Genomic DNA, 25,667 nt, shown 5'->3' with positions numbered 1-25,667 from the left:
GGACGGCGACGGGAATATTGCCATGTTGTCGGCAGACATCGTATCTGTTGAGCTACAATGAGCGAACCATTCCCGAACCACGGAGCACACCTCATGCAACTGACTGGAGAGATGCTGATCGGCGCCGAAGCGGTGGCCGGCTCGGCCGGTACCTTGCACGCGTTCGACCCGACGAAGGGCGCACCGATCGACGCGCCGGCCTTCGGCGTCGCGACGCAGGCCGACGTCGAGCGCGCGTGCGAACTCGCGCGCGACGCCTTCGACGCGTACCGCGCGCAGCCGCTCGCGGCCCGTGCGGCGTTTCTCGAAGCGATCGCCGACGAAATCGTCGCGCTCGGCGACGCGCTGATCGAACGCGCACACGCCGAAACGGGCTTACCCGTCGCGCGGCTGCAGGGCGAGCGTGGCCGCACGGTCGGCCAGCTCCGGCTGTTCGCACGCGTCGTGCGCGACGGGCGCTTCCTCGCCGCGTCGATCGATCCCGCGCAGCCCGCGCGCACGCCGTTGCCGCGCTCGGACCTGCGGCTGCAGAAGGTCGGGCTCGGGCCCGTCGTCGTGTTCGGCGCGAGCAACTTCCCGCTCGCGTTCTCGGTGGCCGGCGGCGATACCGCGTCGGCACTCGCGGCCGGCTGCCCGGTGATCGTGAAGGCCCATGAGGCGCACCTCGGCACGTCCGAGCTGGTCGGCCGCGCGATCCGCGCGGCGGTGGCGAAATGCGGGATGCCGGCCGGCGTGTTCTCGCTGCTGATCGGCCCCGGCCGCGTGATCGGTGCGGCGCTCGTCAGCCATCCGGCGATCCAGGCCGTCGGCTTCACCGGGTCGCGGCAGGGCGGCATGGCGCTCGTGCAGCGCGCGAACGCGCGTCCGCAGCCGATTCCCGTCTATGCGGAAATGAGCAGCATCAACCCGGTCGTGCTGTTCCCGGCGGCACTGGCCGCGCGCGGCGACGCGATCGCGACCGGCTTCGTCGATTCGCTGACGCTCGGCACCGGCCAGTTCTGCACGAACCCGGGCCTCGTGCTGGCGGTCGGCGGTCCCGATCTCGACCGCTTCGAGTCCGTCGCCGCGCAGGCGCTCGCGAGGAAGCCGGCCGGCGTGATGCTGACGCGCGGCATCGCCGACGCGTATCGCCACGGCCGCGGCCAGCTGGCCGAACTGCCGGGCGTGCGTGAAATCGGTGCGGGCGAGGCTGCGCAGACCGAATGCCAGGCCGGCGGCGCGCTGTACGAAGTCGCCGCGCAGGCGTTCCTGGCCGAGCCGGCGTTCAGCCACGAAGTGTTCGGGCCGGCATCGCTGATCGTGCGCTGCCGCGATCTCGACGAAGTCGCGCGTGTGCTCGACGCGCTCGAGGGCCAGCTGACGGCCACGCTGCAGATGGACGCCGACGACAAGCCGCTCGCGCGCCGCCTGCTGCCGATCCTCGAACGCAAGGCCGGGCGCCTGCTCGTCAACGGCTACCCGACCGGCGTCGAGGTGTGCGATGCGATGGTGCACGGCGGGCCGTTCCCGGCTACGTCGAACCCGGCCGTCACGTCGGTCGGCGCGACGGCGATCGAGCGTTTCCTGCGGCCCGTGTGCTACCAGGACTTCCCGGACGACCTGCTGCCCGAAGGGCTGCAGGCGCGCAATCCGCTCGACATTCCGCGGCTGCGGGACGGAACGGCGGAGTGAGGGTGCGGCGGCTCGGGGTGCAAGCCCGGGCCGCTTGCCGAAGGAATGAAGGCGGAGGCGGCCGGCTGGCTGTCTCCGCTTTTTTCATGGTGGCTTCCGCGTCGCCGGAATTTCTCCTACAGTAGCGAGGCCTCGGGCCGCCCGGCCCGCAGGCGAGCCTGAGAGACTCGCAAAAGACCAAGAGGGAACCATCCGATGAACATCAGCAAGCGCGGCGACCACCTGTTCGCCGCCGGATTGTGGAAGGCGATCGGCGACGTCGCGCATTCCGTGCGCAGCCGGATCGGCCAGTACAGCGAAGGGCGCGTGCTCGCGAACGCGCTGCTGGAATTCCAGCGCGACCTGGGCGGCAGCGAATTCGACGTGACCATCAACCAGGGGCGGACCGTGACCGGCTCCGACGCGCATTCGCTCGTGTTCGGCCTCGCCGTGCGCCGTTTCAGGCAGGACATGGAAGCGCTCGTGTTCGCGCTCGAGCATCGCCGCGGCATCGACGAACGCGACCAGGACCAGCGCACCGAAGCGCTGATGCAGGCCAACAGCGCGCTCCTGACCGCGAAGCAGTCGGCAACCATCACGGTCGGCCGGTTCTTCGATGCGGTCGTCGACCGCGACGTGCTGGGACAGATTCTCGGCGGCGAATCGAACGCACGCGTGCGTACGGGCGCGCAGGGGCAGATCGAGGCGACCCGGATCAAGCTCGGCAACGTGCGTCACCGGATCATCGGCGTCATCGCGCAGATGTAGATGCGACTGCGCGCATCGCGGCGGGATGCGTGGCATGGCTGGCGCTGCACATGCCGCTGCAAACGACCGCGGCCGGCAAGCGCCGGCCGCGATGCAACACACTCGACACAAGCCGGCCGCGGTGCCGCTGAAGGCGCCGCGCCGGCGATACCCGCTTACTGCGGGCCCATCTTCTTGATCAGCACGTCCAGTTCGGCCATTTCGGCGTCGGTGAGATCGACGAGCGGCGCGCGCACCGGGCCCGCGTCGTGGCCGACGAGCTTCGCGCCCGCCTTCACGATGCTGACCGCGTAGCCCGCGCGGCGGTTGCGGATCTTCAGGTACGGCAGGAAGAACTCGTCGATCAGGCGGCCGACCGTTGCGTGGTCGTCCTTGGCGATCGCTTCGTAGAATGCCATCGCCGTCTTCGGGATGAAGTTGAACACGGCCGACGAGTACACCGGCACGCCGAGCGCCTTGTACGCGGCTGCGTAGACTTCGGCCGTCGGCAGGCCGCCGAGGTATGCGAAGCGGTCCCCGAGGCGGCGGCGGATCGTGACCATGCTCTCGATTTCACCGACGCCGTCCTTGAAGCCGATCAGGTTCGGGCAACGATCGGCGAGGCGCTCGAGCATGTCGGCGTTCAGCTTCGAATTCGCGCGGTTGTACACCACGACGCCGATCTTCAGTGCGCGGCACACCTGCTCGACGTGCTCGGCGATGCCTTCCTGGCTGGCTTCGGTCAGATAGTGCGGCATCAGCAGCACGCCGCTCGCGCCGAGGCGCTCGGCTTCCTGGGCATATTCGATCGCGACGCGCGTCGCGCCGCCGGCGCCGGCCAGGATCGGCACCTTGCCCTTGCAGGTTTCCGTCGCGACGCGGATCACGTCCGAATATTCGCGTTGCGTGAGCGAGAAGAATTCACCGGTGCCGCCGGCCGCGAACAGCGCCGTCGCGCCATACGGCGCCAGCCACTCCAGACGCTCGGCATAGGTGGTCGGGCGGAAGCTGCCGTCCGCGTCGAAATCCGTCAGCGGAAACGACAGCAGGCCGTGGGAGATGATCTGTTTGAGTTCTTGCGGTGAAGTCATGATTGGGTCGTCCGTCTAGCGCGAGTGCTGGGTTCGTCGGGTACGGCATCCGGGCCATATTGGCGATGTCGTTGTATGTCATCGTACAACGCGAGCATGAGCGGCGCAAGCGGTTTGCTGGCCGGTGAAGGTTAGGGTCTTTCCGGATAAGGGTTTACGCAGCATCGCAGGTTTGCGGTGAATGTCGTATGATGACTAACGATTTGACCGGTAGCCTCCCAGGAATTCCGATGACTGCTTCCCCGCTCTACATCCGCGTGCATCCGGACGACAACGTCGCGATCGTCGTCAACGACGGCGGCCTGCCCGAGGGCGCGACGTTCGCCGACGGCCTGACGCTGCGCGAAGGCGTGCCGCAAGGGCACAAGGTCGCGCTGGTCGACCTCGCGGCCGGCGACCCGATCGTCCGCTACAACGTCGTGATCGGCTACGCGCTCACGGAACTGCGCCGCGGCAGCTGGGTCAACGAGCGCACGATGCGCATGCCCGAGCCGCCGGGGCTCGACGACCTGCCGCTCGCCACGCGCGCCGCGCCGCCGCTGGCGCCGCTCGAAGGCTATACGTTCGAGGGTTTCCGCAATCCCGACGGCTCGGTCGGCACGCGCAACATCCTCGCGATCACGACGACCGTGCAGTGCGTGTCGGGCGTCGTCGAGCATGCGGTGAAGCGGATCAAGGACGAACTGCTGCCGCGCTACCCGAACGTCGACGACGTGGTCGGGCTCGAGCACACGTACGGCTGCGGCGTCGCGATCGACGCGCCCGATGCCGACATCCCGATCCGCACGCTGCGCAACATCAGCCTGAACCCGAACTTCGGCGGCGAGGTGATGACGGTGAGCCTCGGCTGCGAGAAGCTGCAGCCCGAGCGCCTGCTGCCGCCCGGCACGATTCCGGTGGCGGCCGACGGCGCGACGGACAACGGCGGCGTCGTGTGCCTGCAGGACGCCGCGCACGTCGGCTTCAACTCGATGATCGACTCGATCATGAAGATGGCCGAATCGCATCTCGAGCGGCTCAACCGCCGTCGTCGCGAAACCTGTCCGGCGTCGGATCTCGTCGTCGGCGTGCAGTGCGGCGGCAGCGACGCGTTCTCGGGGCTCACCGCGAACCCGGCGGTCGGCTTCGCGGCCGACCTGCTCGTGCGTGCGGGCGCGACGATCATGTTCTCGGAAGTGACCGAAGTGCGCGACGGCGTCGCGCAGCTCACGTCGCGCGCGGCGAACGAGGACGTCGCCCGCGAGATCATCCGCGAGATGGACTGGTACGACCGCTACCTGCAGCGCGGCCGCGTCGATCGCAGCGCGAACACGACGCCCGGCAACAAGAAGGGCGGCCTGTCGAACATCGTCGAGAAGGCGATGGGTTCGATCGTGAAGTCGGGCAGCGCGCCGATCGCCGGCGTCGTGCGTCCCGGCGACCGGGCGCGGCAGAAGGGGCTGCTGTACGCGGCGACGCCCGCGAGCGACTTCATCTGCGGCACGCTGCAGCTCGCGGCGGGGATGAACCTGCACATTTTCACGACGGGGCGCGGCACGCCTTACGGCCTCGCGCAGGTGCCGGTGATCAAGGTCGCGACGCGCAGCGATCTCGCGCGCCGCTGGCACGACCTGATGGATCTCGACGCGGGGCAGATCGCGACCGGCGCGGCCTCGATCGAGGACGTGGGCTGGGCGCTGTTCCGGCTGATGCTCGACGTCGCGAGCGGCAAGCGCCGCACGTGGGCCGAGCAATGGAAGCTCGCGAATGCGCTGACGCTGTTCAACCCGGCGCCGGTGACCTGAAGCGCGGTTGCGACGGCGGACGCAGCGGGCGCCTTCCGGCGCCCGTTTTTCATCGCGGCGGCGCGATTTCCTTACCTCGAACGTAATCGACCGCCCGTGCGAGGCCGGCGACGATAGCGGCACGCGAACCCGAAACGTTCGCGGCGCTGTCCTCCCATCATCCACCGGAGCCTCGCATGAACACCGCCCAAACCGCCCAGTCCGCTCACGCCGACCTGATCGACCGCTATTTCGATGCCTGGAACGAGTCCGACGTCGCTCGCCGGCGCGCGCTGATCGATGCGACCTACGCGAGCGACGCGGCCTATCGCGATCCGCTGATGGCCGGCGACGGCCACGCGGGCATCGACACGATGATCGCCGCGGTGCAGGAACGCTTCCCCGCGTATCGCTTTCGCCGCACGACCGAGGTCGACGGGTTCGGCCAGCACCTGCGCTTTTCGTGGGCGCTCGTGTCGCCCGACGGCGCGGCGATCGTGAAGGGTTCGGATTTCGGCACCGTCGATGCGTCGGGCCGGCTGAAGTCGGTCACGGGTTTCATCGACGAAATGCCGGCCGCGGCGGCGTGACGCGAGCCGCGCATGCCCGGCGGCGTCCGGGATCGGGTAACGTTATGCGATTCGTTCCTGATCCCGGAGACTTTCCCCCATGCTGAAGAATCTCGATCCGCTGCTGCACGCCGACATCCTGCACGCGCTGCGCGCGATGGGCCACGGAGATGAAGTGGCGATCTGCGACGCGAATTTCCCGGCGGAATCCGTCGCCGAGCACACGGTGGTCGGCCGCGCGCTGCGCATCGACGGTGCCGACTCGGCGCGCGTCGCGCGCGCGGTGCTGTCCGTGCTGCCGCTCGACACCTTCGTCGACACGCCCGCGTGGCGGATGGAAGTGGTCGGCGAGCCGGCCGCGGTGCCGCCCGTGCAGCGCGAAGTGCAGGCCGAGATCGATCGCGCGGAAGGGCGCGCGGTGCCGCTCGCGGGCATCGACCGTTTCGCGTTCTACGAGCGCGCGCAGCAGGCGTATGCGGTGATCGTCACCGGCGAGCTGCGCGGCTACGGCTGTTTCCTGTTCAAGAAAGGCGTGCTGTTGAGCGACGCCGGTTAGGGCCTGTTCCCGTTATTCGCGGCAACGGCCGAGCGCCGTTTTTCATGGCGCCGTCACGCCGGCGCCGCCGCCGCAGTGTAAAGATTTGCTACAACCTTTTTCTTGGACACCGCGGAAAGACCCTCTATGCTGGCCCATTTGCCGCGGGCCCAGCAGGGCCGCGCGGTCCCGAACCGCACGGGCACGCCCCGTGCGGACGGCCGAATTGCATACGAGGAGAGAGGCATGACGCGTTCCGTCGATTCCGGCGTCATTTTTTTCGCACGCCTGGCGCTGGCGGCGTTGTTCTTGTGGGGCGGCGTGATGAAGCTGCTCGGCTACAGCGATTTCATCGGCTATCTGCATGGGCTGAACGTGCCCTATCCGCAGGTGATGGGGCCGGTCGTCGTCACGATCGAGGCGCTCGGCGGCCTGCTGCTGATCGTCGGCTACAAGGTGCGGCCGCTCGCGTTGCTGATGGCGTTCTATACGATCGCCACCGCGATGGTCGGGCACAATTTCTGGGACGCGACGGACGCCGCGGTCCAGCACGACATGGTGATCCACTTCTGGAAGAACGTCGCGATCGCCGGCGGTTTCCTGCTGCTGTTCGTGACCGGCGCCGGCGGCGCGAGCATCGACGCGCTGCGCCGGCCGAGTTCGTCGTACGGCGCGCTGCGCTGAACTGAATCGAACCGAGCGACGCAACGCACGCCGTCGCACTCGAGCTGGCCAGACAAAAGGGCCGAATCCCGCACGTCGCGGGATTCGGCCCTTTGTTCATCCGGCCGGCGCGTGCGCGCCGACGTTCAGCGTGCGTCCTTCAGGTCCTTCGCATCCTTCGAGAACTGCACGGCGATCGCGCCGAGCACGCAGATCGCCGCGACGTATACGACCGGCGCGAGCGGATTCGACTTCATCATCAGCGACACGATCACCGGCGTGAGGCCGCCGAAGATCGCATACGCGACGTTGTACGAGAACGAGATGCCCGAGAAGCGCACGACCGCCGGGAAGCTCCTGACCATCACGAACGGCACCGCGCCGATCGTGCCGACCATGAAGCCGGCGATCCCGTAGTACAGCGGCAGCGTCGACGCGTCGGCCGCGACCTGGGCGAACAGCAGGTAGTAGCACGCGGCCAGCACGATCCCGCCGATGCCGAGCACGCGTTTCGCGCCGATCCAGCCCGCGAGCGAACCGGCGGTGATGCAGCCGGCCGTCAGGCACAGCGTCGCGACGCTGTTCGCGAACAGCGTCGTCGCGGGCGTCAGGTGAAACTGCTTCTGCAGCAGCGCGGGCGTCATCAGGATCACGACGACGATGGCCGCCGACAGCATCCACGTGAGCAGCATCGACACGATCACCGCGCGGCCGTGGTCGCGCAGCACGGCCTTCAGCGGAATCTCGGCCGCGAGCGCCTTCTTCGCCTTCATCTCGGCGAACACCGGCGTCTCGTGCAGCCAGCGGCGCAGGTACACGGAGAACAGGCCGAACACGCCGCCGAGCAGGAACGGAATGCGCCATGCGAACGCGGTGACTTCGGCGCCCGAGTAACGGCTGTTGATGCCGGCGGCGACCAGCGAGCCGAGCAGGATGCCGGCCGTCAGGCCCGCGGTCAGCGTGCCGCACGCATAGCCGATGTGGCGCGACGGCACGTGCTCCGACACGAACACCCATGCGCCCGGCACTTCGCCGCCGACCGCCGCGCCCTGCAGCACGCGGAACAGCAGCAGCAACACCGGCGCGAGGATGCCGATCGAGTCGTAGGTCGGCAGCAGGCCCATCAGCAGCGTCGGCACCGACATCATCAGCACGCTCAGCGTGAACATCCGCTTGCGGCCGAACAGGTCACCGAAGTGCGCCATGATCACGCCGCCGAGCGGGCGCGCGAGATAGCCGGCCGCGAAGATGCCGAAGGTCTGCAGTTGACGCAGCCAGTCGGGAATGTCGTGCGGGAAGAACAGCTGCCCGATCGCGGGCGCGAAGAACACGAAGATGATGAAGTCGTAGAACTCGAGGGCGCCGCCGAGTGCGGCAAGGCCAAGGGTCTTGTAGTCGCTGCGCGTGAGCGCGCGTTCGGCGGCGCGAGGCGCGCCGCTCAATTCGGAAGCTTGCATGGTCAGGACGATCGGTTTTCGAATGTTGTTGTCGGTGCTGCGTCTCCAGAGCCCGCTATCGGCATGGACTGGCAAGGCGCGGCTTGCGTCGTCGAGCGTGTGCCGGGCGCCGGATAGGGCACGTGACACGCACCGTCGCACCGGGATGGGGCGCGACGCGGACGAAGCGTCAAAGCGGGTGGGAGGATTCTACAGGAGCGCGAAATGCGCGCGCGCGGGGCCGCGCCGAGGAAGGCTTCGGACTTCACGGCGCCGAAACGCACGCGGCGCGGCAGGCGGGTGAACCGCTTGCCGCGCCGCGCGGGACAGGGTCGGTGCGATCAGTTGCCGGCGATCGTGTCGACCGGCTTGAACGCGCCGTGCTCGACCTTGTAGATCGTCACCGGCGCATCCTTCAGGTCGCCCTTCGGGTCGTACGCGATGCTCGGGGCCGACACGCCCTTGATCGACACCTTGCCGAGATACGGCGTGTAGACCTTCGGGTCGGTCGAGTTCGCGTCCTTCATCGCGGTGAGCAGCGCGATCGTGCCGTCGTACGAGTAGGGCGAGTAGGTGATCACGTCTTCATTGAAGCGTGCCTTGTAGCGCGATGCGTAGCCGGCGAAGCCCGGCATCTTTTCCTTCGGCAGCCCGCCCATGTAGACGATCGCCCCTTCGGCCGCGTCGCCGCCGACCTTCAGGAACGTCGGCGAGCGCGACATCTCGCCGGTCACGAAGGCCGACTTCATCCCGAGCTGGCGCATCTTGCGGATCATCGGCGACGACTGCGCATCGCCGCCGCCGTAGAAGATCGCGTCGGGGTTGATGCCCTTCAGGTTGGTCAGGATCGCGGAGAAGTCGAGCGCCTTGTCGTTCGTGAAGTCGCGCTTGACGATCGTGCCGCCCGCGGCCTGCACGGACTTCGCGAATTCGTCGGCGATGCCCTGGCCGTAGGCCGTGCGGTCGTCGATGATCGCGATGCGCTTGAAGTGCAGCGTCTTCACCGCATACGTGCCGACGATGCGGCCGGCCTGCGCGTCGCTCGTCAGCAGCCGGTAGGTCGTCTTGTAGCCGCGCGCCGTGTACTGCGGTGACGTCGCCATCGAAATCTGCGGCAGCCCCGCGCGATCGTACAGGTCGGACGCCGGAATGCTCGTGCCCGAGTTGAAGTGGCCGATGACCCCGCGGACGTTGTCGTCGATCAGACGCTGTGCGACCGTCGTGCCGGTGCGCGGGTCGGCCTGGTCGTCCTGCGAGTCGAGCTGGAACGTGACCGGCTTGCCGCCGATCGTCGGATGCGTCGCGTTGAAATCGGCGATCGCGAGCTGCACGCCCTTCTGCATGTCCGAGCCGTAGTTCGACTGCGGCCCCGTCAGCGGTGCGGCGAAACCGATCTTGACGACGTCGGCGGCGATGGCGTGTGCGCCCGACAGTGCGCAGGCAGCAGCCAGCGCGACGTGCGATACCTTCAGCTTCACTTTCACTTCCCCTTGATGGCATGGTTGGGTCGCCGCCGGCCAGCGGGCCGGTGCGGTAAGCCGGGCGAGACGTATCGGTTTGCCGGTCTTTCCGAAAGCCGTGCGGGCGTGCCGTGCGCTGCGAGGGTTGTGCCGGAATCGGCGTGCGCGGCGGCGGCGGGATGTCGTCTCGTAACCGTTGATCGAAGTCTAGGTAGCGAAAATGCGCGCGTCTTGCGCGTTCGGTGCGTGGCCGGCGACGATTTCGGCATATCGTCGATAACCCTGATATATGCCGAAATCGTCATTTGGAATGCGCAAACGCGCCAAGACGCGGCACGCCGGCATTTTTAGGATGGCGGGTTCGGGCGCGCGTTGTCTCGGCGCCGGCGGGGTGAGCCGATCAGGTCGGCACCGCCGACCGAGGCGCGGCGCCAGGCAACGGGCCGATGCGAAATCGTGTTTGCCGGACATTCGTGCGGTGCAGTGGTTGCGCGCACAACTGCACAGCGCATGACGTGCTTGCCGACGTATGCGATCGCACGATCAGCGCCGACCGGCGGCGCGTTGCGCGGGCCACCGTTCGGCGAGCCGCCCGAGCGCCGGCCCGCGATTGCCGCGACGCGTTCGAGACGGCACTCCTATAATCGACGCCATCAGCCACCCCCTTCGCAGATGCCGGGATGACGACCTTCCTTGCCGCACCGCCCATGAGCCTGTCCGATACGTTGCGCTACCAGCCCGACAACGCCGATCTCGGCGCGATGCTCGCGCACTTCCGCCTGCTCGAGCCGGTGTTCGATGCGCTGCCGGACGTCGCGTTCTTCGTGAAGGACGCGAACGGCCGCTACGCGCTCGTCAACCGCACGCTGGCGATGCGCTGCGGCTACAAGGACAAGCGCGACCTGCTCGGCAAGACGACCGACGAAGTGTTTCCGCGCCGCTTCGGCCGGACCTATTTCGAGCAGGACATGGCGACGATCACCGCCGGCCAGCAACTGATGGACCAGCTCGAGCTGCATCTGTATCCGGGTCGCCAGCCGGGCTGGTGCCTGACCTGCAAGGAGCCGCTGCGCGACGCGGCCGGCAAGGTGGTAGGTCTCGCGGGCATCTCGCGCGACCTGAAGGCGCACGAGGGTTCGCATCCGGCCTACAGCAAGCTCGCCGACGTGGTGCAGCACATCCAGGATCACTACGTGCAGCCGCTGAACCTGAAGCAGCTCGCTCAGATGGCCGGGATGTCGGTCGCGCAACTCGAACGCTACTTCCACAAGGTGTTTCACCTGACGCCGCGCCAGGTGCTGCTGAAGACGCGGCTCGACGCGGCCACGGCGCTGCTCGTCACGCATGACAAGGTGACGGACGTCGCGGCGCTATGCGGTTATACGGATCACAGCGCGTTCACGCGCCAGTTCAAGGCGACGGTCGGCGTGACGCCGACGGAATACCGGCTGATGCTGCAGGATCGGGCAGGGTGACGTGACGCGCCGGCCGGGCCGGCGGATCGGAAGGATCGGGCGGGAACGGGAAAGCGGCGGCTCAGCGGTAGCCGAGCCCTTTCAGGACGGCCGTGCCGTCTTCGGTCAGCCGGAAGCTCGGTGCCGTGTCGGCGTCGAGCTTGACCATCTCGACGAGGCCGGCTTCCTGCAGTGCGGGCAATTCGGGTTTGGCATTCGCGCCGATCGGTGCGTGCAGCAGCACGAGCAGCGTTGCGATTTCATGATGGCTGAGCAAGCGGCGCAGCATCGTCTTCTTTACAGGGGGGGCGGCCGGGCGGCCCGCGGGTGCATCTACGGCGCTCATCGCTGTCCTCCTTTTCGGGATATCCATGGGGTACTGGTTGCGGATGGTGCCGTCGAAGACTTAAGCGATTCTTAAAACCGCGGGGGCCGCGCGGATGCTGCAGTGCGGTGTGCGTTACCGGATGTAACCCCCGCCGGGCGGCCGTTTCCGGCCACCGGCGGTCAGCCTTGCCGGGCGGGGCGCCGCGGCGATATTCACCACGCTGGTGCGTTCGTGCGGCACCCGTCGCGAGGGCGGCACGGCTTTCTCATCCGATTCGACCCCGAAACGGAATTCCGTTGCTTCCTTATTTTCTGCGCTGGGCCTGCGCGGCGAGCCGCACGGCCGCGTTGGCCGCACCGTAGCCGTCGTAGCCGCCGCGCCGCTCGACGATTTCGAGCGAGAAGCGGTTGTCGACCAGCTCTGTATACGCATGCAGGAATTCGCCGCCGTGTTCGTCGCGGTCGTACAGCAGGTGGTGGGCGCTCAGCGTGTCGATCAGTTCGTCAGGCAGAGCGTAGCGCGCGGCGAGGTCGTCGTAGTAGTTCGGCGGGATCCGCAGGAACGGCACGCCGTCGGCCGCGAATGCGGCGACCGTCTTCACGATGTCGTCGGTCCGGAACGCGACGTGGTTCAGCCCCGTGCCGTGATAGCGGTCGAGCGATTCGGCGACGGCCGTATGGCGGTCGACCGACGCATTCAACGCGATCCGCACCGAGCCGTCCGCGCTGCGCACCGCGCGGCTGCGCATCAGGCCGTACGGATCGGGCACGAGCCAGCTGCGCTCGGCCTCGAAGCCGAAGGCGGTCTTGAAGAACAGGATCCATGTATCGAGCGCGTCGGCCGGCAGCGCGAGGCAGACGTGATCGATACCCGTCAGCGGGCCGACCTCGCTCGGGCCGTCGATGTCGGTCAGCACGAAATCCGATTCATACAGCGTCGGCGCGTTCGGCGTCTCGTCGACGAAGTATTCGAGGCTGCCGTCCGGCGCCTGCACGCTCGGCAGCACGCGCTCGTTCGGGCCGACGCGCCCGGAGAACGGCGCGTAGCCGAAGCCGGCCGCGCGATCGAATGCCACTTGCGCGTCGTCGACGCGGAACGCCGACGCACACAGCGACAACCCGTGCCGCTGGAAGAACGCGTCGGCGAACGAATCGCGCTCGGCGTTCAGCACGATCGACGCGGCGCCGTGCTGGAACAGCGTCACGTCCTTCGACCGATGGCGGCCCGCGAGCCGGAACCGCATCCGGCCGAGCCATTCGCCGACGGTGGCTGCCGCCTGCGCGTCGACCGCGAATTCGATGAACTGGAACCCGACGTGCGCGGGCGGCGCCGGCGGCGCGAACAGCGGCTGGCCGGCGGCCGGCGCACGGCCGTCCTGCGCGAGCCGCGCGCGCGTCAGTTCTTCCAGATAGAGCAGCGAGCGGTGGCCGTCGGCGGCCGTGATCGCGGTCGGCGCGGCGCGGAAGCCGTCGTTGAAGATCTCGAGCGACAGCGGCCCCGTATAACCGGACTCGATCACGCGGGCCGTGAAGCGCGCGAGGTCGAAGTCGCCCTGGCCGGGGAACGAGCGGTAGTGGCGGCTCCATTCGAGTACGTCCATCGCGAGCTTCGGCGCATCGGCGATCTGCACGAATGCGATCCGGTCGCCCGGGATGTTCGCGATCGCGTCCGGCGAATCGTCGAGCGACAGCGTATGGAAGCTGTCGAGCGCGAGGCCGAGGTGCGGGCTGTTCACCGCGTTCACGAGCTGCCACGCATGGCTGTACCGGTTCACGACGCGGCCCCACGCGAGCGCCTCGTACGCGGCGACCACGCCGGCCTGACGCGCGGCTTCGGCGAGCGCGCCAAGCTGGTCGACCAGCAGCGCGTCGTCCGCGATCGTGTCGGGCGACACGTTGCTGCACACCAGGATGCGGTCGGTCCCGAGCGCGTGCATCACGTCGAACTTGCGGCGGATGCGGTCGAGATTGCGGGCGAGCTGGGCCGGGCTCACGCCCTCGAAGTCGCGAAACGGCTGGAACAGCACGATGTCGAGGCCGAGATCGGCGGCCATGCGCCGCACGTCGGCGGGCGATCCGTCGAAGTAGACGAGGTCGTTCTCGAAGATTTCGACACCGTCGAAGCCGGCGGCCTGGATGGCGGCGAGCTTCTCGGCGAGCGTGCCGGACAGTGACACGGTGGCGATCGAGCGCTGCATGGGCGAATCCTGCGGATGAGCGGGGTGTGGCGTCGGCCGAATCGGGCCGGAATGAACCAGTCGTTGAATCCTCGGCGAACGCCATATCCCGAATTTACTAGGGGAGTGAGTGGAATTATACAAACTAACTAGGTGGTACAAATTAGCGAAAACCCGAAAAGACATTGCGCTTGCGCAAGCGCACACTAGCGCCAAATCTTGACGTCAGGGGGCGAAGTCGGTTAGCGATTCGCCCCTGTTTTAGGAGCAGAAATCATCATGAGCAAGCACAAGGTGCTGGTGCTGAACGGCCCGAACCTGAATCTGCTGGGGACCCGCGAGCCCCATATCTACGGCGCGGAAACCCTCGCCGACGTCGAGCAGCGTTGCCGCACGGCGGCCGACGGGCTCGGGCTGGAGATCGACTTCCGCCAGTCGAACGCCGAGCACGAGCTGATCGACTGGCTGCATGCCGCGCGTCACGACACGCACGGCATCGTGATCAACCCGGCCGCCTATACCCACACGTCGGTCGCGCTGGCCGACGCGCTGTCCGCGATCGCTAAACCCGTGATCGAAGTGCATATCTCCAACGTGCATCGCCGCGAGGCATTCCGTCACCACTCGTACGTGTCGGCGGTGGCCGAAGCCGTGATCTGCGGCTGCGGCACCGAAGGCTACGTCTTCGCGCTGCAGCGCCTGTCGACCCTTTTCGCGCAAGGAGCCGCACGATGAGCCGCCCGTCTTTTCTGATCGGCCTGATCGGCCAGGGCATCGGCGGTTCGCTGTCGCCCGCGATGCATGAGGAAGAAGGTTTCCGCCAGGGATTCGGCTACGTGTACCGGCGCATCGATCTCGACGTGCTCGGCGTGACCGCCGACGCGCTGCCGGAACTGCTCGATGCCGCGCAGCGGATGGGCTACAACGGGCTCAACATCACGCATCCGTGCAAGCAGCGCGTGATCGAGCACCTCGACGCGCTGTCGGACGACGCGCGCGCGCTCGGCGCGGTGAACACCGTGCTGTTCAAGGACGGCAAGCGGATCGGCCACAACACCGACTGGTCGGGTTTCGCGAAGTCGTTCCGCCGCGGGCTGCCCGACGCGTCGCTCGAGCGTGTCGTGCAGCTCGGCGCGGGCGGCGCGGGCGCGGCCGTCGCGCATGCGGCGCTGCAGATGGGCGCCGCCGAACTGACGATTTTCGACGTCGACGGCACGCGGGCCGCCGCGCTCGCGGGCGAACTGCAGCAGCGCTTCCCGGCCGCGCGGGTCACGCCGGGCGGCGATCTCGCCGCCGCGATGCATGCCGCGACGGGCCTGATCCACGCCACGCCGACCGGCATGGCCAAGCACCCGGGCCTGCCGCTGCCGGCCGAGCTGCTCCATGCGGGGATGTGGGTCGCCGACATCGTGTATTTCCCGCTTGAAACCGAACTGATCCGCGCGGCGCGCGCGGCCGGCTGCGCGACGCTGCCGGGCGGCGGGATGGCCGTGTACCAGGCCGTCGATGCGTTCGAGATCTTCACCGGACGTACGCCGGACGACGAGCGGATGTTCGAACACTTTCAGTCGCTCGTCGCGCGCTGACCCTTCTACCGACTAGCTGAAAAGAGAGACCAGGAGACGACCATGCAGCACACCACCCACACGAACGCCGCGCCCGCGCAGGCGGCCGGCACGGTCCGGCGGACCTCGGCGCGCTACAAGATCCTTGCGCTGCTCGCGATCGGCACGATGATCAACTATCTCGACCGTACCGTGCTGGGGGTGGCTGCGCCGCAGCTCACCAAGGAGCTCGGCATCAACGCGGCGGTGATGGGCATCATGTTCTCCGCGTTCTCGTGGACGTACGTCGCGATGCAGGTGCCCGGCGGCCTGTTCCTCGACCGCTTCGGCAGCAAGATCACCTATTACTGGTCGATGACGCTGTGGTCGCTGTGCACGTTGCTGCAGGGTTTCGTGCCGGGCGTCGCGACGCTGTTCGCCTGCCGGCTCGGTCTGGGTGTGACGGAAGCGCCATGCTTCCCGACCAACAGCCGCGTCGTCGCGACGTGGTTCCCGCAGAACGAACGGGCGATGGCGACCGGCACGTACACCGTCGGCGAGTACATCGGCCTCGCGTTCTTCAGCCCCGTGCTGTTCGCGCTGATGGGCGCGTTCGGCTGGCGTTCGCTGTTCTGGGTGGTCGGCGCGGTCGGCATCGTGTTCGGTTTCGTGTGGTGGAAGTTCTATCACGAGCCGCGCAACCATCCGGCCGCCAACTCCGAAGAGCTTGCCTATATCGAGGCGGGCGGCGGTCTCGTGCACGGCGCGCGCAAGGACGGCGACAAAGCCGGCAAGGGCGAGCAGAAGAAGTTCAGCTGGTCGATGGCCGGCCAACTGCTGAAGAAGCGCCAGCTCGCGGGTATCTGCCTCGGCCAGTTCGCCGGCAACTCGACGCTCGTGTTCTTCCTGACCTGGTTCCCGACCTATCTCGCGACCGAGCGCCACATGGGCTGGCTGAAGATCGGCTTCTTCGCGATCATGCCGTTCATCGCCGCGTCGGTCGGCGTGATGTTCGGCGGGATCTTCTCCGACTGGCTGCTGCGCCGCGGCAAGTCCGCGAACCTCGCACGCAAGCTGCCGATCATCGCGGGCCTGCTGCTCGCGTCGACGATCATTCTCGCGAACTACGTGCAGAGCAACGAAGCCGTGATCGCGATCATGTCGGTGGCGTTCTTCGCGCAGGGGATGGCGGCGCTCGGCTGGACGCTCGTGTCCGACATCGCGCCGGACGGCCTGCTCGGCGTGACGGGCGGCATCTTCAACTTCGCGGCGAACCTCGCGGGGATCGTCACGCCGCTGGTCGTCGGCTTCATCGTCGCATCGACCGGGTCGTTCGTCGGGGCGCTCGTGTTCATCGGCGTGATCGCGCTGATCGGTGCGCTGTCGTACATCTTCGTCGTCGGCGACATCAAGCGGATCGAACTGTAAGTACCGGCTCCACGCACACTCGGTGCGTTCGCCCGGCGGCCTGTGGGTCGCCGGGCGTTTTTGTTTCTGCCCCCGATTGCGGGGCAGGTCATGTGCCGGCGCTCACGCGCGCTGCACGGCGATCCCGAGCGATTCGACCGCCTGTGCGATCGCCGCGACCGCGCGCCGGATGTCGCCGGCGTCGATCGCGCCGATGCAGCCGACGCGAAACGTCTCGAGTTGCGTCAGCTTGCCGGGATACAGGATGAAGCCCGCGTCGCGCACCGCGTCGTAGAAGCGGCGGAAATCGTAGGCCGGGTGGTCGGGGGCATGGAACGTGACGATCACGGGCGCCTGCACGCTGGCGTCGAGGAACGGCGCGAAGCCGAGCGCGCGCATCGATTCGACCAGCGTCCGGCAGTTCTCCGCATAGCGCGCACCGCGCGCGGGCTGTCCGCCTTCGGCCAGGTACTGGTCGAGCGCGGCGCGCAGCGCGGCGATCACGTGGGTCGGCGGCGTGAAGCGCCACTGGCCCGTCTTGCGCAGGTACGCGTACTGATCGTGGAGATCGAGCGCGAGCGACGGCGAGTTGCCTTCGCACGCATCGAGCGCAGCGCGCCGCACGATCGCGAACCCCATCCCCGGCACGCCTTCCAGGCATTTGCCGCTCGCCGAGATCAGCGCGTCGATCCCGCTGTCCGCCAGCGTAATCGGCAGCGCGCCGAACGAACTCATCGCGTCGACGATCAGCCGCTTGCCGTGTCGCCGGCACACGGCCGAGATCGCGTCGAGCGGATTCAGGATCCCGGCGCTCGTTTCCAGGTGCACCAGCGCGACATGCGTGATGCGCGGCTCGCGCGCGAACGCGGCTTCGACCGCCGCCGGGTCGACCGCTGCGTCCTCGCCGAACGGCAGCGCGATCGCGTCGATGCCCAGCCGGCCCAGGATCTTGAGGATGCGTGCGCAATACGCGCCGTTGTCCGGCACCAGCACGACGCCGTCGCGCGGCACCAGCGTGCCGAGCGCGGCCTCGACCGAAAACGTGCCGCTGCCTTGCATCGGCACGCACACGTATTCGTCGCCGCCGCGCGCGATCGCGACGAGATCCGCGCAGACACTGGCCGTCAATTGATTGAAAGCGGCGTCCCACGAGCCCCAGTCGTGTTGCATTGCGTGGCGTGTTGTGGCGGACGTGGTGAGCGGGCCGGGCGTGAGAAGAATCGGGTCGGACATGTTTTTTCTCCAGCAAAGATCGGACGAAACGCCGGGGCGGCATTTCTGAATGACTTGCATGATATTGGCAAAATGTGTCATTTTTTGGAAATTGTGGCACTCGTCACGGCGTTGTCATCGAACGCTGTGATCCTTCGATTGCCGCGCGAAACCACCTGCAGCGCGGCAGCGAGGCAGGCCGGTTGTCGGTCTGTCCGACTGAAAGGAGCCGGATCGTGCCCCGGCCGTTTGGTGTTCCGCCTACGGAGAAGTGAGATGACACTGCAGAATTCCTCGCGCGCCGCTGCCGGCGTGTTCCGCAAGCTCGCGCTGGCCGCCTGCGCCGCCGGTTTGCTGCAAGGCGTGGCGATGCCCGCGCATGCGGCGAACGCGGTCGTGCTGTATACGGCGGACGGTCTCGAGAACCTCTATCGCGATGTGCTGCCGGCGTTCGAGAAGAAGGAAGGCGTGAAGGTCAACATCGTGACGGCGGGCAGCGGCGAGGTCGTCAACCGCGCGAACATCGAGAAGAATTCGCCGAAGGCGGACGTGATCGTCACGCTGCCGCCGTTCATCCAGCAAGCGGGCCAGATGGGCCTGCTGCAGCCGTACCAGAGCGTGAACTACAAGAACGTGCCGGCGATCGCGAAGGCGGAAGACGGCACGTGGGCGACGTTCGTGAACAACTACTTCTCGTTCGCGATCAACCCGGACGTCGTGAAGAACCAGCCGAAGACGTTCGCCGACCTGCTGTCGCCGGCCTACGCGGGCAAGGTCGCGTACTCGAACCCGGCCACGGCCGGCGACGGGATGGCCGTGCTGATCCTGACGACGTCGCTGATGGGCGAGGACAAGGCGTTCGACTACCTCGCGAAGCTGTCGCAAAGCGTGAAGTTCCACACGAAGGGCACGGGCTATCTGAACGTGTTGCTGTCGCGTAACGAGATCAGCGTCGCGAACGGTGATCTGCAGATGGACCTCGACGACGCCGAGCACGGCGCGCTGTCCGTCAAGCCGATCTTCCTGGCCGCGAAGGACGGCGACCAGCCGACCACGTTCCAGCTGCCGTACGGCATTGGCCTGATCAAGAGCGGCCCGAACCAGGACGCCGGCAAGAAGCTGATCGACTACCTGATGTCGACGGACGTGCAGTCGAAGGTGCCGGACATGTACGGCATCCCGGGCCGCACGGACGTGCCGCTGGCCGGCAAGAACGGCGAAGCGGTCAAGAAGGCGATCGCGGGCGTGAAGCTGATCCCGGTCGACTGGGCCCAGGTGATGGCGAAGAAGCCGGTGTGGATCGAGCGCTGGAAGAAGGACGTGATCGGCAGCTCGGGCAAGCAGCTCGACGTCGTCAAGCCGAAGTGATCGGCGCACGCCGCCTGTATTAGTGAGCAAGAGGATGAACCCGGTGGAAACCACCCTGACCCATCCCGGCGCATTCGGCGCCGCCGAACCGCACGCCACGCTGCGGTCCGGCGCGCCGGGCGGCGTGCAGATCGAGCACCTGAGCGTGCGCTACGGCGCACGCACGGTGCTGGAGGATCTGTCGCTGTCGATCGGCGCCGGTGAATTTCTGACCGTGCTCGGCAAGAGCGGCTGCGGCAAGACCACGCTGCTGCGCTTCATCGCCGGGTTCGTGAAGGCCGACGGCCTGACCGGCACGCTGACCGTGGCCGGACGCGACCTGACCTATGCGCCGCCGCACAAGCGCAATCTCGGTCTGCTGTTCCAGAATTACGCGCTGTTCCCGCACCTGTCGGTGTTCGAGAACGTCGCATTCGGGCTGCGCGCACGCGGCATGGCGTCGTCGGAAGTGACGCGCCGCGTCGCCGACGCGCTGAAGCTCGTGCAGCTCGGCGATGCCGGCCATCACCTGCCGGCGCAGCTGTCGGGCGGGATGCAGCAGCGCGTCGCGCTGGCCCGCGCGCTCGTGATCGAGCCGGACGTGCTGCTGCTCGACGAGCCGCTGTCGGCGCTCGACGCCAACCTGCGCGCATCGGTGCGCAGCGAACTGAAGGCGCTGCACGAGCGCCTGCCGAACCTGACCGTCGTCTGCGTGACGCACGACCGCGACGACGCGCTCGTGCTGTCCGACCGCGCGCTGCTGATGCGCGACGGCCACATCGCGCAGCTCGGCACGCCGCAACAGCTGTACGACGCGCCGCAGGACGGCTACGTCGCGCGCTATCTCGGCCCGGCCAACCTGCTGCCGCCGCACGTGATCTTTCCGCTCGGCGACCCGCGTCACGACGTGCGCGGCAAGGTCGCGTGCGTGCGCCCCGAGCGCCTGACCGTGATGCCGCTCGCGGCCGGCGGCCTGCACGGCACGGTGTCGTCGGTCGAATGGCAGGGCGCGGACCTGTCGATCGCGGTCGTGATCGACGCGGCGCCCGACGAACCCGTTCGCGTCACGATGCAACGCGGCCGCGGCGCGGCTCCCGAGCGCGGTGCGCGCGTTTCCCTGCATTGCGAGGCAGACGATGTCGTCCTTATCGAGCCCTGAAGCCGGCCTGCCGCCGCATGTGCTCGCGTCGGCCGCCGCGCATGCCGCCGCCGCGCGGCGCCGCAAGCGCAGGGGCGACCTGCACCTCGCCGCGCTTGCGATCGTCGTGCTGGGCCCGCTCGTCGTCTATCCGCTGGTGCGGCTCGTGCTGCTGAGCGTGTCCGGCGATCACGGGCTGAGCTTCGCCGCGTACCGGACCTTCTTCGGCAACCCCGATACGCGCAACGTGCTGCTGACGACGCTCGGCGTGCTGTTCGCGAGCGCCGGCACCGCATCGGTGCTCGGCGTGCTGCTGGCCGCGCTGCTGTTCTTCAAGCCGTTCCCGGGCGCGTCGCTCGTCACGCGCTTCCTGGAGCTGTACGTCGCGTTCCCGTCGTTCCTCGTCGCGTTCACGCTGATCTTCCTGTACGGCTCGCAAGGCTCGATCAGCATCGCGCTGCAGCACCTGTTCCATCTCGAGAACCCGCCGCTCGACTTTCTGTTCGGCATCGGCGGCGTGATCCTCGCGCAGACCGTGTTCTATACGCCGTTCGTCGTGCGGCCGACGCTCGCGTCGTTCGCGACGCTCGACCTGCGCCTGATCGAAGCGGCGCGCAGCCTCGGCGCGTCCGGCTGGATGCTCGCGCGCCGCGTCGTGCTGCCGATCGCGTGGCCGGGCATCGCCGCCGGCACCGTGCTGTGCTTCCTGCTGACGCTGAACGAGTTCGGCATCCTGCTCGTGCTCGGCAGCGCGCGGCTCGTGACGCTGCCGGTCGCGATCTACAGCAGCGCGACCGTCGACCTCGACCTGCCGACCGCATCGGCCGGCGCGGTCGTGATGCTCGCGCTGTCGCTGGCGCTTTATGCGGTTTATCGCCGGGTGAACCGGCGTGCGACGGGAGGGAACGATGTCCGCTGAATTCCGTATCGGGCAAGCCGTGCCGCGTCACCGGATCGGCTGGAGCGACACGCTGCTCAAGCATGCGTCGCGCGCGGCGCTCGCGCTGGCCGCGTTCGCCTGCTTCTGGCTGTTCGTGCTGCCGGTGATCGTCGTCGCGCTGTCGAGCGTGTCGACGCAGTGGTCGGGCACGATCCTGCCGGCCGGTTACAGCCTGCGCTGGTTCGAACGGCTCGGGTCGCCGGAATACGACGCGCTGCTGACGAGCCTCGAAATCGGCTTCGGTGTATCGGCGATCGGCACGATCCTCGGGCTGTGGCTTGCCCTCGCGCTCGAAGGGCGCGACCGGCGCGGTCTCGGCGCGGTGGTCGACGCGCTCGTGATGGTGCCGAACGGCGTGCCGAGCGTCGTGCTCGGGCTCGCGGTGCTGATCGCGTATCACCAGAAGCCGCTCGACCTGTCGAGCTCCGCCGCGATCGTCGTGCTCGTGCAGCTCGCGCTGATTCTGCCGTTCTGCTATCGCTGCGCGGCCGCGGCGCTGCGCCCGGAGCTGACCGTGCTGCGCGAAGCCGCGGCGAGCCTCGGCGCGCCGCCCGCGATGGTGCTGCGCCGCGTGCTGTTGCCGCAGCTCGTGCCGGCGCTGCGCGCGAGCCTCGCGCTCGGCTTCGCGTTGTCGCTCGGCGAACTCGGCGCGACGCTGACCGTCTACCCGCCGGGTTTCGCGACCGTGCCGATCGTCGTGATCGGCCAGGTGGAGCGCGGTTACTACCTGCCCGCATCGGCGCTGTCGCTGCTGATGCTCGGCGCGTCGCTCGCGGCGCTGCTGCTGATCGCCGCGCGGGTGCCGCGCGGCAAGCGGGCCGCATCATGAACGCCGCGTTCGCGTTGCGGCAGCCCGGCGAGCAAACGGCCGCGGGCAAGGGGTCGACGAATCTCGCGGGACGTTCGGTCGACGTGAACGGCCGACTCTACCGGCTGCCGGTAGAACCGACCGTCGTCATCTGCGTCGACGGCTGCGAGTACGACTATCTCGAGCGTGCGGTGGAAGCGGGCGTCGCGCCGTTCATCGGCCGGATGATCGCGGAAGGCACCGCGTGGCGCGCCGACTGCGTCGTGCCGACCTTCACCAACCCGAACAACCTGTCGATCGTCTGCGGGGTGCCGCCGTCGGTCCACGGGATCTGCGGCAACTACTTCTGGGATCCGGCCGCCGACGGCGGTCGCGGCGCCGAAGTGATGATGAACGATCCGGCCTACCTGCGGGCCGGCACGCTGCTCGCGGCGGCGTCCGACGCCGGCGCGCGGGTCGCCGTCGTCACGGCGAAGGACAAGCTGCGCCGGTTGCTCGGCTGGCAGATGAACGGCGTCTGTTTTTCCGCCGAGAAGGCCGCGCAGGCGAATCTCGCGGAAAACGGGATCGTCGACGTGCTCGACTGGGTCGGCCTGCCGTCGCCCGACGTGTACAGCGCGGCGCTGTCCGAATTCGTGTTCGCGGCCGGCGTGCGGCTCGCGCAGACGCGCCAGGTTGACCTGATGTACCTGTCGACCACCGACTACGTGCAGCACAAGTGCGAGCCGGGCAGTGCCGGCGCGAACGCGTTCTACGCAATGATGGACGGCTATCTCGCGCAGCTCGACGCGCTCGGCTGGGCGATCGGGCTCACGGCCGACCACGGGATGAACGCGAAGCACGATCCGGCAACGGGCCGCCCGAACGTGATCTATCTGCAGGATGCGTTCGACGGCTGGTTCGGTGCGCATGCCGCGCGCGTGATCCTGCCGATCACCGATCCGTACGTCGTGCACCACGGCGCGCTCGGCTCGTTCGCGACCGTCTACCTGGCGCCCGGCGTCGACCGGACCGAAGCGATGTGGCGCGTCGGCGGGCTCGACGGCGTCGAGCTCGTGCTCGACAACGCGGAAGCGGCCGCCCGCTTCGAGCTGCCGGCCGACCGGATCGGCGATCTCGTCGTGATCGGCCGGCGCGACATGACGCTCGGCACGCGCGAGCGCGAACACGACCTGTCCGGCCTGACCGTGCCGCTGCGTTCGCACGGCGGCGTGTCCGAGCAGGAAGTGCCGTTGCTGTTCAACCGTCGGATCGAGCGGGACGATCCTGCGCGTCGTCCGCGCAACTTCGACGTTTTCGATTTCGTGCTGAACCGGGTCGCGACATGATGGCTCATCCCCGACAGGATCATCCCGCGTTTCGCGCCGAGGCGCTGCGCTGGTGCGGCACGCGCGCGACGCGCGATCGTGTTTTCGACGTCACCGATCCGTACACCGGCACGCGTGTCGGTACGGCGCCGCTGGCGAGCGTCGACGACGTGCGCGCCGCGTTCGACTACGCGATGGCGTACCGGCCCGCGCTCACGCGTTACGAGCGTTCGCAGATCCTCGAGCGCGCGGCCGCGCTGCTGCGCGAGCGTGCCGAGGAGGCGTCCGACCTGATCACGCTCGAATCGGGATTGTCGAAGCAGGATTCCCGCTATGAGATCGGCCGCGTCGCCGACGTGCTGAAGTTCGCGTCGGTCGAGGCGCTGCGCGACGACGCGCAGAGCTTCTCGTGCGACCTGACGCCCCACGGCAAGGCGCGCCGCGTGTTCTCGCAGCGCCAGCCGCTCGACGGCGTGATCGTCGCGATCACGCCGTTCAATCATCCGATGAACCAGGTCGCGCACAAGATCGCGCCGGCGATCGCGACCAACAACCGCGTGATCGTGAAGCCGTCGGAGAAGGTGCCGCTGTCGGCGTTCTATCTGGCGGATCTGCTCTACGAGGCCGGTTTGCCCGAGCCGATGCTGCAGGTGCTGACCGGCGACCCGCGCGAAATCGCGGACGAACTCGTCACGCATCCGCATGCGTCGCTGATTACCTTTACCGGCGGTGTGTCGATCGGCAAGGCGATCGCCGCGCGGGCCGGCTACCGGCGCATCGTGCTGGAGCTGGGCGGCAACGATCCGCTGATCGTCCTCGACGATGCCGATCTGGAGCGAGCGGCATCGCTGGCCGTGCTCGGCTCGTACCGGAATTCGGGGCAGCGCTGCACGGCCGTCAAGCGGATCCTGGTGCAGCGCTCGATCGCGCCGGCGTTCACCGAGTTGCTCGTCGAGAAGACGCGCGCATGGAAGTACGGCGATCCGTTCGATCCCGCGAACGAGATGGGGACGGTGATCGACGACGCGGCGGCGCGGCTGTTCGAGGCGCGGGTCGGCGAAGCGGTCGCGCAGGGCGCGCGCCTGCTGACCGGCAACGTGCGGCGCGGTGCGCTCTATTCGCCGACCGTGCTCGACAACGTCGATCCGTCGATGACGATCGTGCGCGAGGAGACCTTCGGCCCCATCTCGCCCGTCATCGCGTTCGACACGATCGACGACGCGATCCGGATCAGCAACGGCACGGCATTCGGGCTGTCGTCGGGCATCTGTACGGACAGTACGGCCGCCGTCGTGCGGTTCGTGAACGAGCTGAACGTCGGGACGGTGAATGTCTGGGAGGTACCCGGATACCGGATCGAGCTGTCGCCGTTCGGCGGAATCAAGGATTCGGGGCTCGGCTATAAGGAAGGCGTTCAGGAAGCGATGAAGAGCTTCACGAACCTGAAGACGTTTTCGCTGCCTTGGGAGTGAGCGGATGGCACTGACGGTAGACGAGATTCACGGGCTGTATCGCGAGCACGGCCATGTCGCGTATAGCGGCGAACCGGTCACGCAGCTGGAGCATGCGTTGCAGAGCGGCTTGCTGGCGGAGGAGGCGGGCGCCGCCGACGCGCTGGTCGCGGCGGCGTTCCTGCACGACCTCGGGCATTTGCTGAATCGGCAGGGCGAGACGCCGAGCGCGCGCGGGATCGACGATCTGCATCAGTATTACGTGCTGCCGTTCCTGCGGCCGCTGTTCGACGACGCGGTGCTGGAGCCGATCCGGCTGCACGTCGACGCGAAGCGTTGCCTGTGCCGGACTGACGCCGGTTACTTCGAGAGCCTGTCGCCGGATTCGGTGCGCAGCCTCGCGCTGCAGGGCGGCATCTTCAGTGAAGACGAGACGGCGGCGTTCCTGCGGCGCCCGTTCGCGGAGGACGCGCTGCGTCTGCGCCGCTGGGACGATACGGCCAAGGAAGAAGGCAAGGTGACGCCGGACCTCGATCACTATATGGAGATCGTCGCGCGCCAGGTGCGCGCGGCCTGACGGTTCCGCCGCATCCATATAAGGCCCCGCACGCGGCAGCGTGCGGGGCCTTATATTTTTCACG

Annotated in this window: 23 protein-coding genes; 17 read left to right on the top strand and 6 right to left on the bottom strand. The window is 68.0% G+C overall.

Annotated elements, in window-relative coordinates; translation table 11 throughout:
• The first annotated feature begins 93 nt into the window (after nt 1-93).
• Both U5771_RS25840 and U5771_RS25835 read left to right on the top strand, forming a co-directional pair.
• Nucleotides 94-1,671 carry an aldehyde dehydrogenase (NADP(+)) gene (locus U5771_RS25840; protein WP_322026597.1) on the top strand — a complete coding sequence of 526 codons (1,578 nt, stop codon included), beginning with the start codon at nt 94-96 and terminating at the stop codon, nt 1,669-1,671.
• A 195-nt stretch (nt 1,672-1,866) separates the two neighbouring features.
• Nucleotides 1,867-2,418, top strand: a complete 552-nt coding sequence (locus U5771_RS25835; RefSeq protein WP_322026596.1) for a hypothetical protein — start codon at nt 1,867-1,869, stop codon at nt 2,416-2,418.
• Between the two features lie 155 nt (nt 2,419-2,573).
• Here the strand turns inward: U5771_RS25835 and kdgD are convergent, their stop codons facing one another.
• Nucleotides 2,574-3,488 (bottom strand): 5-dehydro-4-deoxyglucarate dehydratase, encoded by a 915-nt coding sequence (gene kdgD / locus U5771_RS25830; protein ID WP_322026595.1) that lies wholly within the window; start codon nt 3,486-3,488, stop codon nt 2,574-2,576.
• A 230-nt stretch (nt 3,489-3,718) separates the two neighbouring features.
• On the opposite strand from kdgD, the gene garD reads away from it, so the two are divergent.
• The 4 genes from garD to U5771_RS25810 all read left to right on the top strand — a co-directional run bounded on the left by garD (nt 3,719) and on the right by U5771_RS25810 (nt 7,039).
• A complete protein-coding gene (garD, locus tag U5771_RS25825; protein ID WP_322026594.1) occupies nt 3,719-5,272 on the top strand; it encodes a galactarate dehydratase in 1,554 nt (517 codons plus the stop codon).
• Nucleotides 5,273-5,448: 176 nt separating this feature from the next.
• Entirely contained in the window at nt 5,449-5,841 is a 393-nt protein-coding gene (locus U5771_RS25820) for a nuclear transport factor 2 family protein (protein ID WP_322026593.1), read from the top strand.
• 79 nt (nt 5,842-5,920) lie between these two features.
• On the top strand, nt 5,921-6,376 hold the full coding sequence (locus U5771_RS25815) for an RbsD/FucU family protein (protein ID WP_322026592.1): 456 nt from the start codon (nt 5,921-5,923) through the stop codon (nt 6,374-6,376).
• A gap of 225 nt (nt 6,377-6,601) precedes the next feature.
• Entirely contained in the window at nt 6,602-7,039 is a 438-nt protein-coding gene (locus U5771_RS25810; protein WP_322026591.1) for a DoxX family protein, read from the top strand.
• A gap of 125 nt (nt 7,040-7,164) precedes the next feature.
• Here the strand turns inward: U5771_RS25810 and U5771_RS25805 are convergent, their stop codons facing one another.
• Both U5771_RS25805 and U5771_RS25800 read right to left on the bottom strand, forming a co-directional pair.
• Nucleotides 7,165-8,475 (bottom strand): MFS transporter, encoded by a 1,311-nt coding sequence (locus U5771_RS25805; protein ID WP_322026590.1) that lies wholly within the window; start codon nt 8,473-8,475, stop codon nt 7,165-7,167.
• Nucleotides 8,476-8,795: 320 nt separating this feature from the next.
• Complete coding sequence (locus tag U5771_RS25800) at nt 8,796-9,932, bottom strand: branched-chain amino acid ABC transporter substrate-binding protein (RefSeq protein WP_322026589.1); 1,137 nt, start codon at nt 9,930-9,932, stop codon at nt 8,796-8,798.
• A gap of 662 nt (nt 9,933-10,594) precedes the next feature.
• Between U5771_RS25800 and U5771_RS25795 the strand changes: the two genes are divergently transcribed.
• Nucleotides 10,595-11,389 carry an AraC family transcriptional regulator gene (locus U5771_RS25795; protein WP_124611535.1) on the top strand — a complete coding sequence of 265 codons (795 nt, stop codon included), beginning with the start codon at nt 10,595-10,597 and terminating at the stop codon, nt 11,387-11,389.
• A 61-nt stretch (nt 11,390-11,450) separates the two neighbouring features.
• Here U5771_RS25795 and U5771_RS25790 read toward each other — a convergent pair whose 3' ends face one another.
• Together U5771_RS25790 and U5771_RS25785 are read right to left on the bottom strand one after the other, a co-directional pair.
• Nucleotides 11,451-11,714 (bottom strand): hypothetical protein, encoded by a 264-nt coding sequence (locus tag U5771_RS25790; RefSeq protein WP_059467159.1) that lies wholly within the window; start codon nt 11,712-11,714, stop codon nt 11,451-11,453.
• A gap of 286 nt (nt 11,715-12,000) precedes the next feature.
• A complete protein-coding gene (locus U5771_RS25785; protein ID WP_322026588.1) occupies nt 12,001-13,893 on the bottom strand; it encodes a bifunctional sugar phosphate isomerase/epimerase/4-hydroxyphenylpyruvate dioxygenase family protein in 1,893 nt (630 codons plus the stop codon).
• 258 nt (nt 13,894-14,151) lie between these two features.
• Here U5771_RS25785 and aroQ point away from each other — a divergent pair, with 258 nt between their 5' ends.
• Genes aroQ through U5771_RS25770 form a run of 3 tightly spaced genes read left to right on the top strand, consistent with a single transcriptional unit; the run spans nt 14,152 to nt 16,844 of the window.
• Nucleotides 14,152-14,607, top strand: coding sequence for a type II 3-dehydroquinate dehydratase (gene aroQ / locus U5771_RS25780; protein ID WP_322026587.1), 456 nt, complete (start codon nt 14,152-14,154; stop codon nt 14,605-14,607).
• Nucleotides 14,604-15,458 carry a shikimate dehydrogenase gene (locus U5771_RS25775; protein WP_322026586.1) on the top strand — a complete coding sequence of 285 codons (855 nt, stop codon included), beginning with the start codon at nt 14,604-14,606 and terminating at the stop codon, nt 15,456-15,458. Before aroQ ends, U5771_RS25775 begins: the two co-directional genes overlap by 4 nt.
• Nucleotides 15,459-15,500: 42 nt before the next feature.
• On the top strand, nt 15,501-16,844 hold the full coding sequence (locus U5771_RS25770) for an MFS transporter (RefSeq protein WP_322026585.1): 1,344 nt from the start codon (nt 15,501-15,503) through the stop codon (nt 16,842-16,844).
• Nucleotides 16,845-16,946: 102 nt separating this feature from the next.
• Here the strand turns inward: U5771_RS25770 and U5771_RS25765 are convergent, their stop codons facing one another.
• The gene (locus tag U5771_RS25765) at nt 16,947-18,056 is read right to left on the bottom strand and encodes a 2-aminoethylphosphonate--pyruvate transaminase (protein WP_322026584.1); all 1,110 of its coding nucleotides are present in this window, start codon (nt 18,054-18,056) and stop codon (nt 16,947-16,949) included.
• A 255-nt stretch (nt 18,057-18,311) separates the two neighbouring features.
• Between U5771_RS25765 and phnS the strand changes: the two genes are divergently transcribed.
• Genes phnS through U5771_RS25730 form a run of 7 tightly spaced genes read left to right on the top strand, consistent with a single transcriptional unit; the run spans nt 18,312 to nt 25,603 of the window.
• The gene (gene phnS, locus U5771_RS25760) at nt 18,312-19,403 is read left to right on the top strand and encodes a 2-aminoethylphosphonate ABC transporter substrate-binding protein (protein WP_322026583.1); all 1,092 of its coding nucleotides are present in this window, start codon (nt 18,312-18,314) and stop codon (nt 19,401-19,403) included.
• A 34-nt stretch (nt 19,404-19,437) separates the two neighbouring features.
• A complete protein-coding gene (gene phnT, locus U5771_RS25755) occupies nt 19,438-20,541 on the top strand; it encodes a 2-aminoethylphosphonate ABC transport system ATP-binding subunit PhnT (protein ID WP_322026582.1) in 1,104 nt (367 codons plus the stop codon).
• Nucleotides 20,519-21,439 (top strand): 2-aminoethylphosphonate ABC transporter permease subunit, encoded by a 921-nt coding sequence (gene phnU, locus U5771_RS25750; RefSeq protein WP_322026581.1) that lies wholly within the window; start codon nt 20,519-20,521, stop codon nt 21,437-21,439. The genes phnT and phnU overlap by 23 nt, the downstream gene beginning before the upstream one ends.
• Nucleotides 21,429-22,289, top strand: a complete 861-nt coding sequence (gene phnV, locus U5771_RS25745; RefSeq protein WP_322026580.1) for a 2-aminoethylphosphonate ABC transport system, membrane component PhnV — start codon at nt 21,429-21,431, stop codon at nt 22,287-22,289. Before phnU ends, phnV begins: the two co-directional genes overlap by 11 nt.
• On the top strand, nt 22,286-23,596 hold the full coding sequence (gene phnA / locus U5771_RS25740; RefSeq protein ID WP_322026579.1) for a phosphonoacetate hydrolase: 1,311 nt from the start codon (nt 22,286-22,288) through the stop codon (nt 23,594-23,596). The genes phnV and phnA overlap by 4 nt, the downstream gene beginning before the upstream one ends.
• Nucleotides 23,593-25,047: a phosphonoacetaldehyde dehydrogenase gene (phnY, locus tag U5771_RS25735; protein WP_322026578.1), complete on the top strand. Its 1,455-nt coding sequence runs from the start codon at nt 23,593-23,595 to the stop codon at nt 25,045-25,047. Before phnA ends, phnY begins: the two co-directional genes overlap by 4 nt.
• 4 nt (nt 25,048-25,051) lie before the next feature.
• Nucleotides 25,052-25,603 (top strand): phosphonate degradation HD-domain oxygenase, encoded by a 552-nt coding sequence (locus tag U5771_RS25730; RefSeq protein WP_322026577.1) that lies wholly within the window; start codon nt 25,052-25,054, stop codon nt 25,601-25,603.
• The last annotated feature ends 64 nt before the right edge of the window (nt 25,604-25,667 follow it).

The organism is Burkholderia sp. BCC1977, assembly GCF_905339595.1.
Taxonomy (GTDB): Bacteria; Pseudomonadota; Gammaproteobacteria; order Burkholderiales; family Burkholderiaceae; genus Burkholderia.
The sequence above is the reverse complement of the archived record's forward strand: the minus strand, read 5'-3'. Positions and strand labels throughout refer to the sequence as shown.

Bases quoted from the DNA above. Each gene is read 5' to 3' on its own strand.
- U5771_RS25840 (WP_322026597.1), top strand. From the start codon at position 94: ATGCAACTGACTGGAGAGATGCTGATCGGCGCCGAAGCGGTGGCCGGC.
- U5771_RS25835 (WP_322026596.1), top strand. From the start codon at position 1,867: ATGAACATCAGCAAGCGCGGCGACCACCTGTTCGCCGCCGGATTGTGG.
- kdgD (WP_322026595.1), bottom strand. From the start codon at position 3,488: ATGACTTCACCGCAAGAACTCAAACAGATCATCTCCCACGGCCTGCTG.
- garD (WP_322026594.1), top strand. From the start codon at position 3,719: ATGACTGCTTCCCCGCTCTACATCCGCGTGCATCCGGACGACAACGTC.
- U5771_RS25820 (WP_322026593.1), top strand. From the start codon at position 5,449: ATGAACACCGCCCAAACCGCCCAGTCCGCTCACGCCGACCTGATCGAC.
- U5771_RS25815 (WP_322026592.1), top strand. From the start codon at position 5,921: ATGCTGAAGAATCTCGATCCGCTGCTGCACGCCGACATCCTGCACGCG.
- U5771_RS25810 (WP_322026591.1), top strand. From the start codon at position 6,602: ATGACGCGTTCCGTCGATTCCGGCGTCATTTTTTTCGCACGCCTGGCG.
- U5771_RS25805 (WP_322026590.1), bottom strand. From the start codon at position 8,475: ATGCAAGCTTCCGAATTGAGCGGCGCGCCTCGCGCCGCCGAACGCGCG.
- U5771_RS25795 (WP_124611535.1), top strand. From the start codon at position 10,595: ATGACGACCTTCCTTGCCGCACCGCCCATGAGCCTGTCCGATACGTTG.
- U5771_RS25790 (WP_059467159.1), bottom strand. From the start codon at position 11,714: ATGAGCGCCGTAGATGCACCCGCGGGCCGCCCGGCCGCCCCCCCTGTA.
- U5771_RS25785 (WP_322026588.1), bottom strand. From the start codon at position 13,893: ATGCAGCGCTCGATCGCCACCGTGTCACTGTCCGGCACGCTCGCCGAG.
- aroQ (WP_322026587.1), top strand. From the start codon at position 14,152: ATGAGCAAGCACAAGGTGCTGGTGCTGAACGGCCCGAACCTGAATCTG.
- U5771_RS25775 (WP_322026586.1), top strand. From the start codon at position 14,604: ATGAGCCGCCCGTCTTTTCTGATCGGCCTGATCGGCCAGGGCATCGGC.
- U5771_RS25770 (WP_322026585.1), top strand. From the start codon at position 15,501: ATGCAGCACACCACCCACACGAACGCCGCGCCCGCGCAGGCGGCCGGC.
- U5771_RS25765 (WP_322026584.1), bottom strand. From the start codon at position 18,056: ATGTCCGACCCGATTCTTCTCACGCCCGGCCCGCTCACCACGTCCGCC.
- phnS (WP_322026583.1), top strand. From the start codon at position 18,312: ATGACACTGCAGAATTCCTCGCGCGCCGCTGCCGGCGTGTTCCGCAAG.
- phnT (WP_322026582.1), top strand. From the start codon at position 19,438: ATGAACCCGGTGGAAACCACCCTGACCCATCCCGGCGCATTCGGCGCC.
- phnU (WP_322026581.1), top strand. From the start codon at position 20,519: ATGTCGTCCTTATCGAGCCCTGAAGCCGGCCTGCCGCCGCATGTGCTC.
- phnV (WP_322026580.1), top strand. From the start codon at position 21,429: ATGTCCGCTGAATTCCGTATCGGGCAAGCCGTGCCGCGTCACCGGATC.
- phnA (WP_322026579.1), top strand. From the start codon at position 22,286: ATGAACGCCGCGTTCGCGTTGCGGCAGCCCGGCGAGCAAACGGCCGCG.
- phnY (WP_322026578.1), top strand. From the start codon at position 23,593: ATGATGGCTCATCCCCGACAGGATCATCCCGCGTTTCGCGCCGAGGCG.
- U5771_RS25730 (WP_322026577.1), top strand. From the start codon at position 25,052: ATGGCACTGACGGTAGACGAGATTCACGGGCTGTATCGCGAGCACGGC.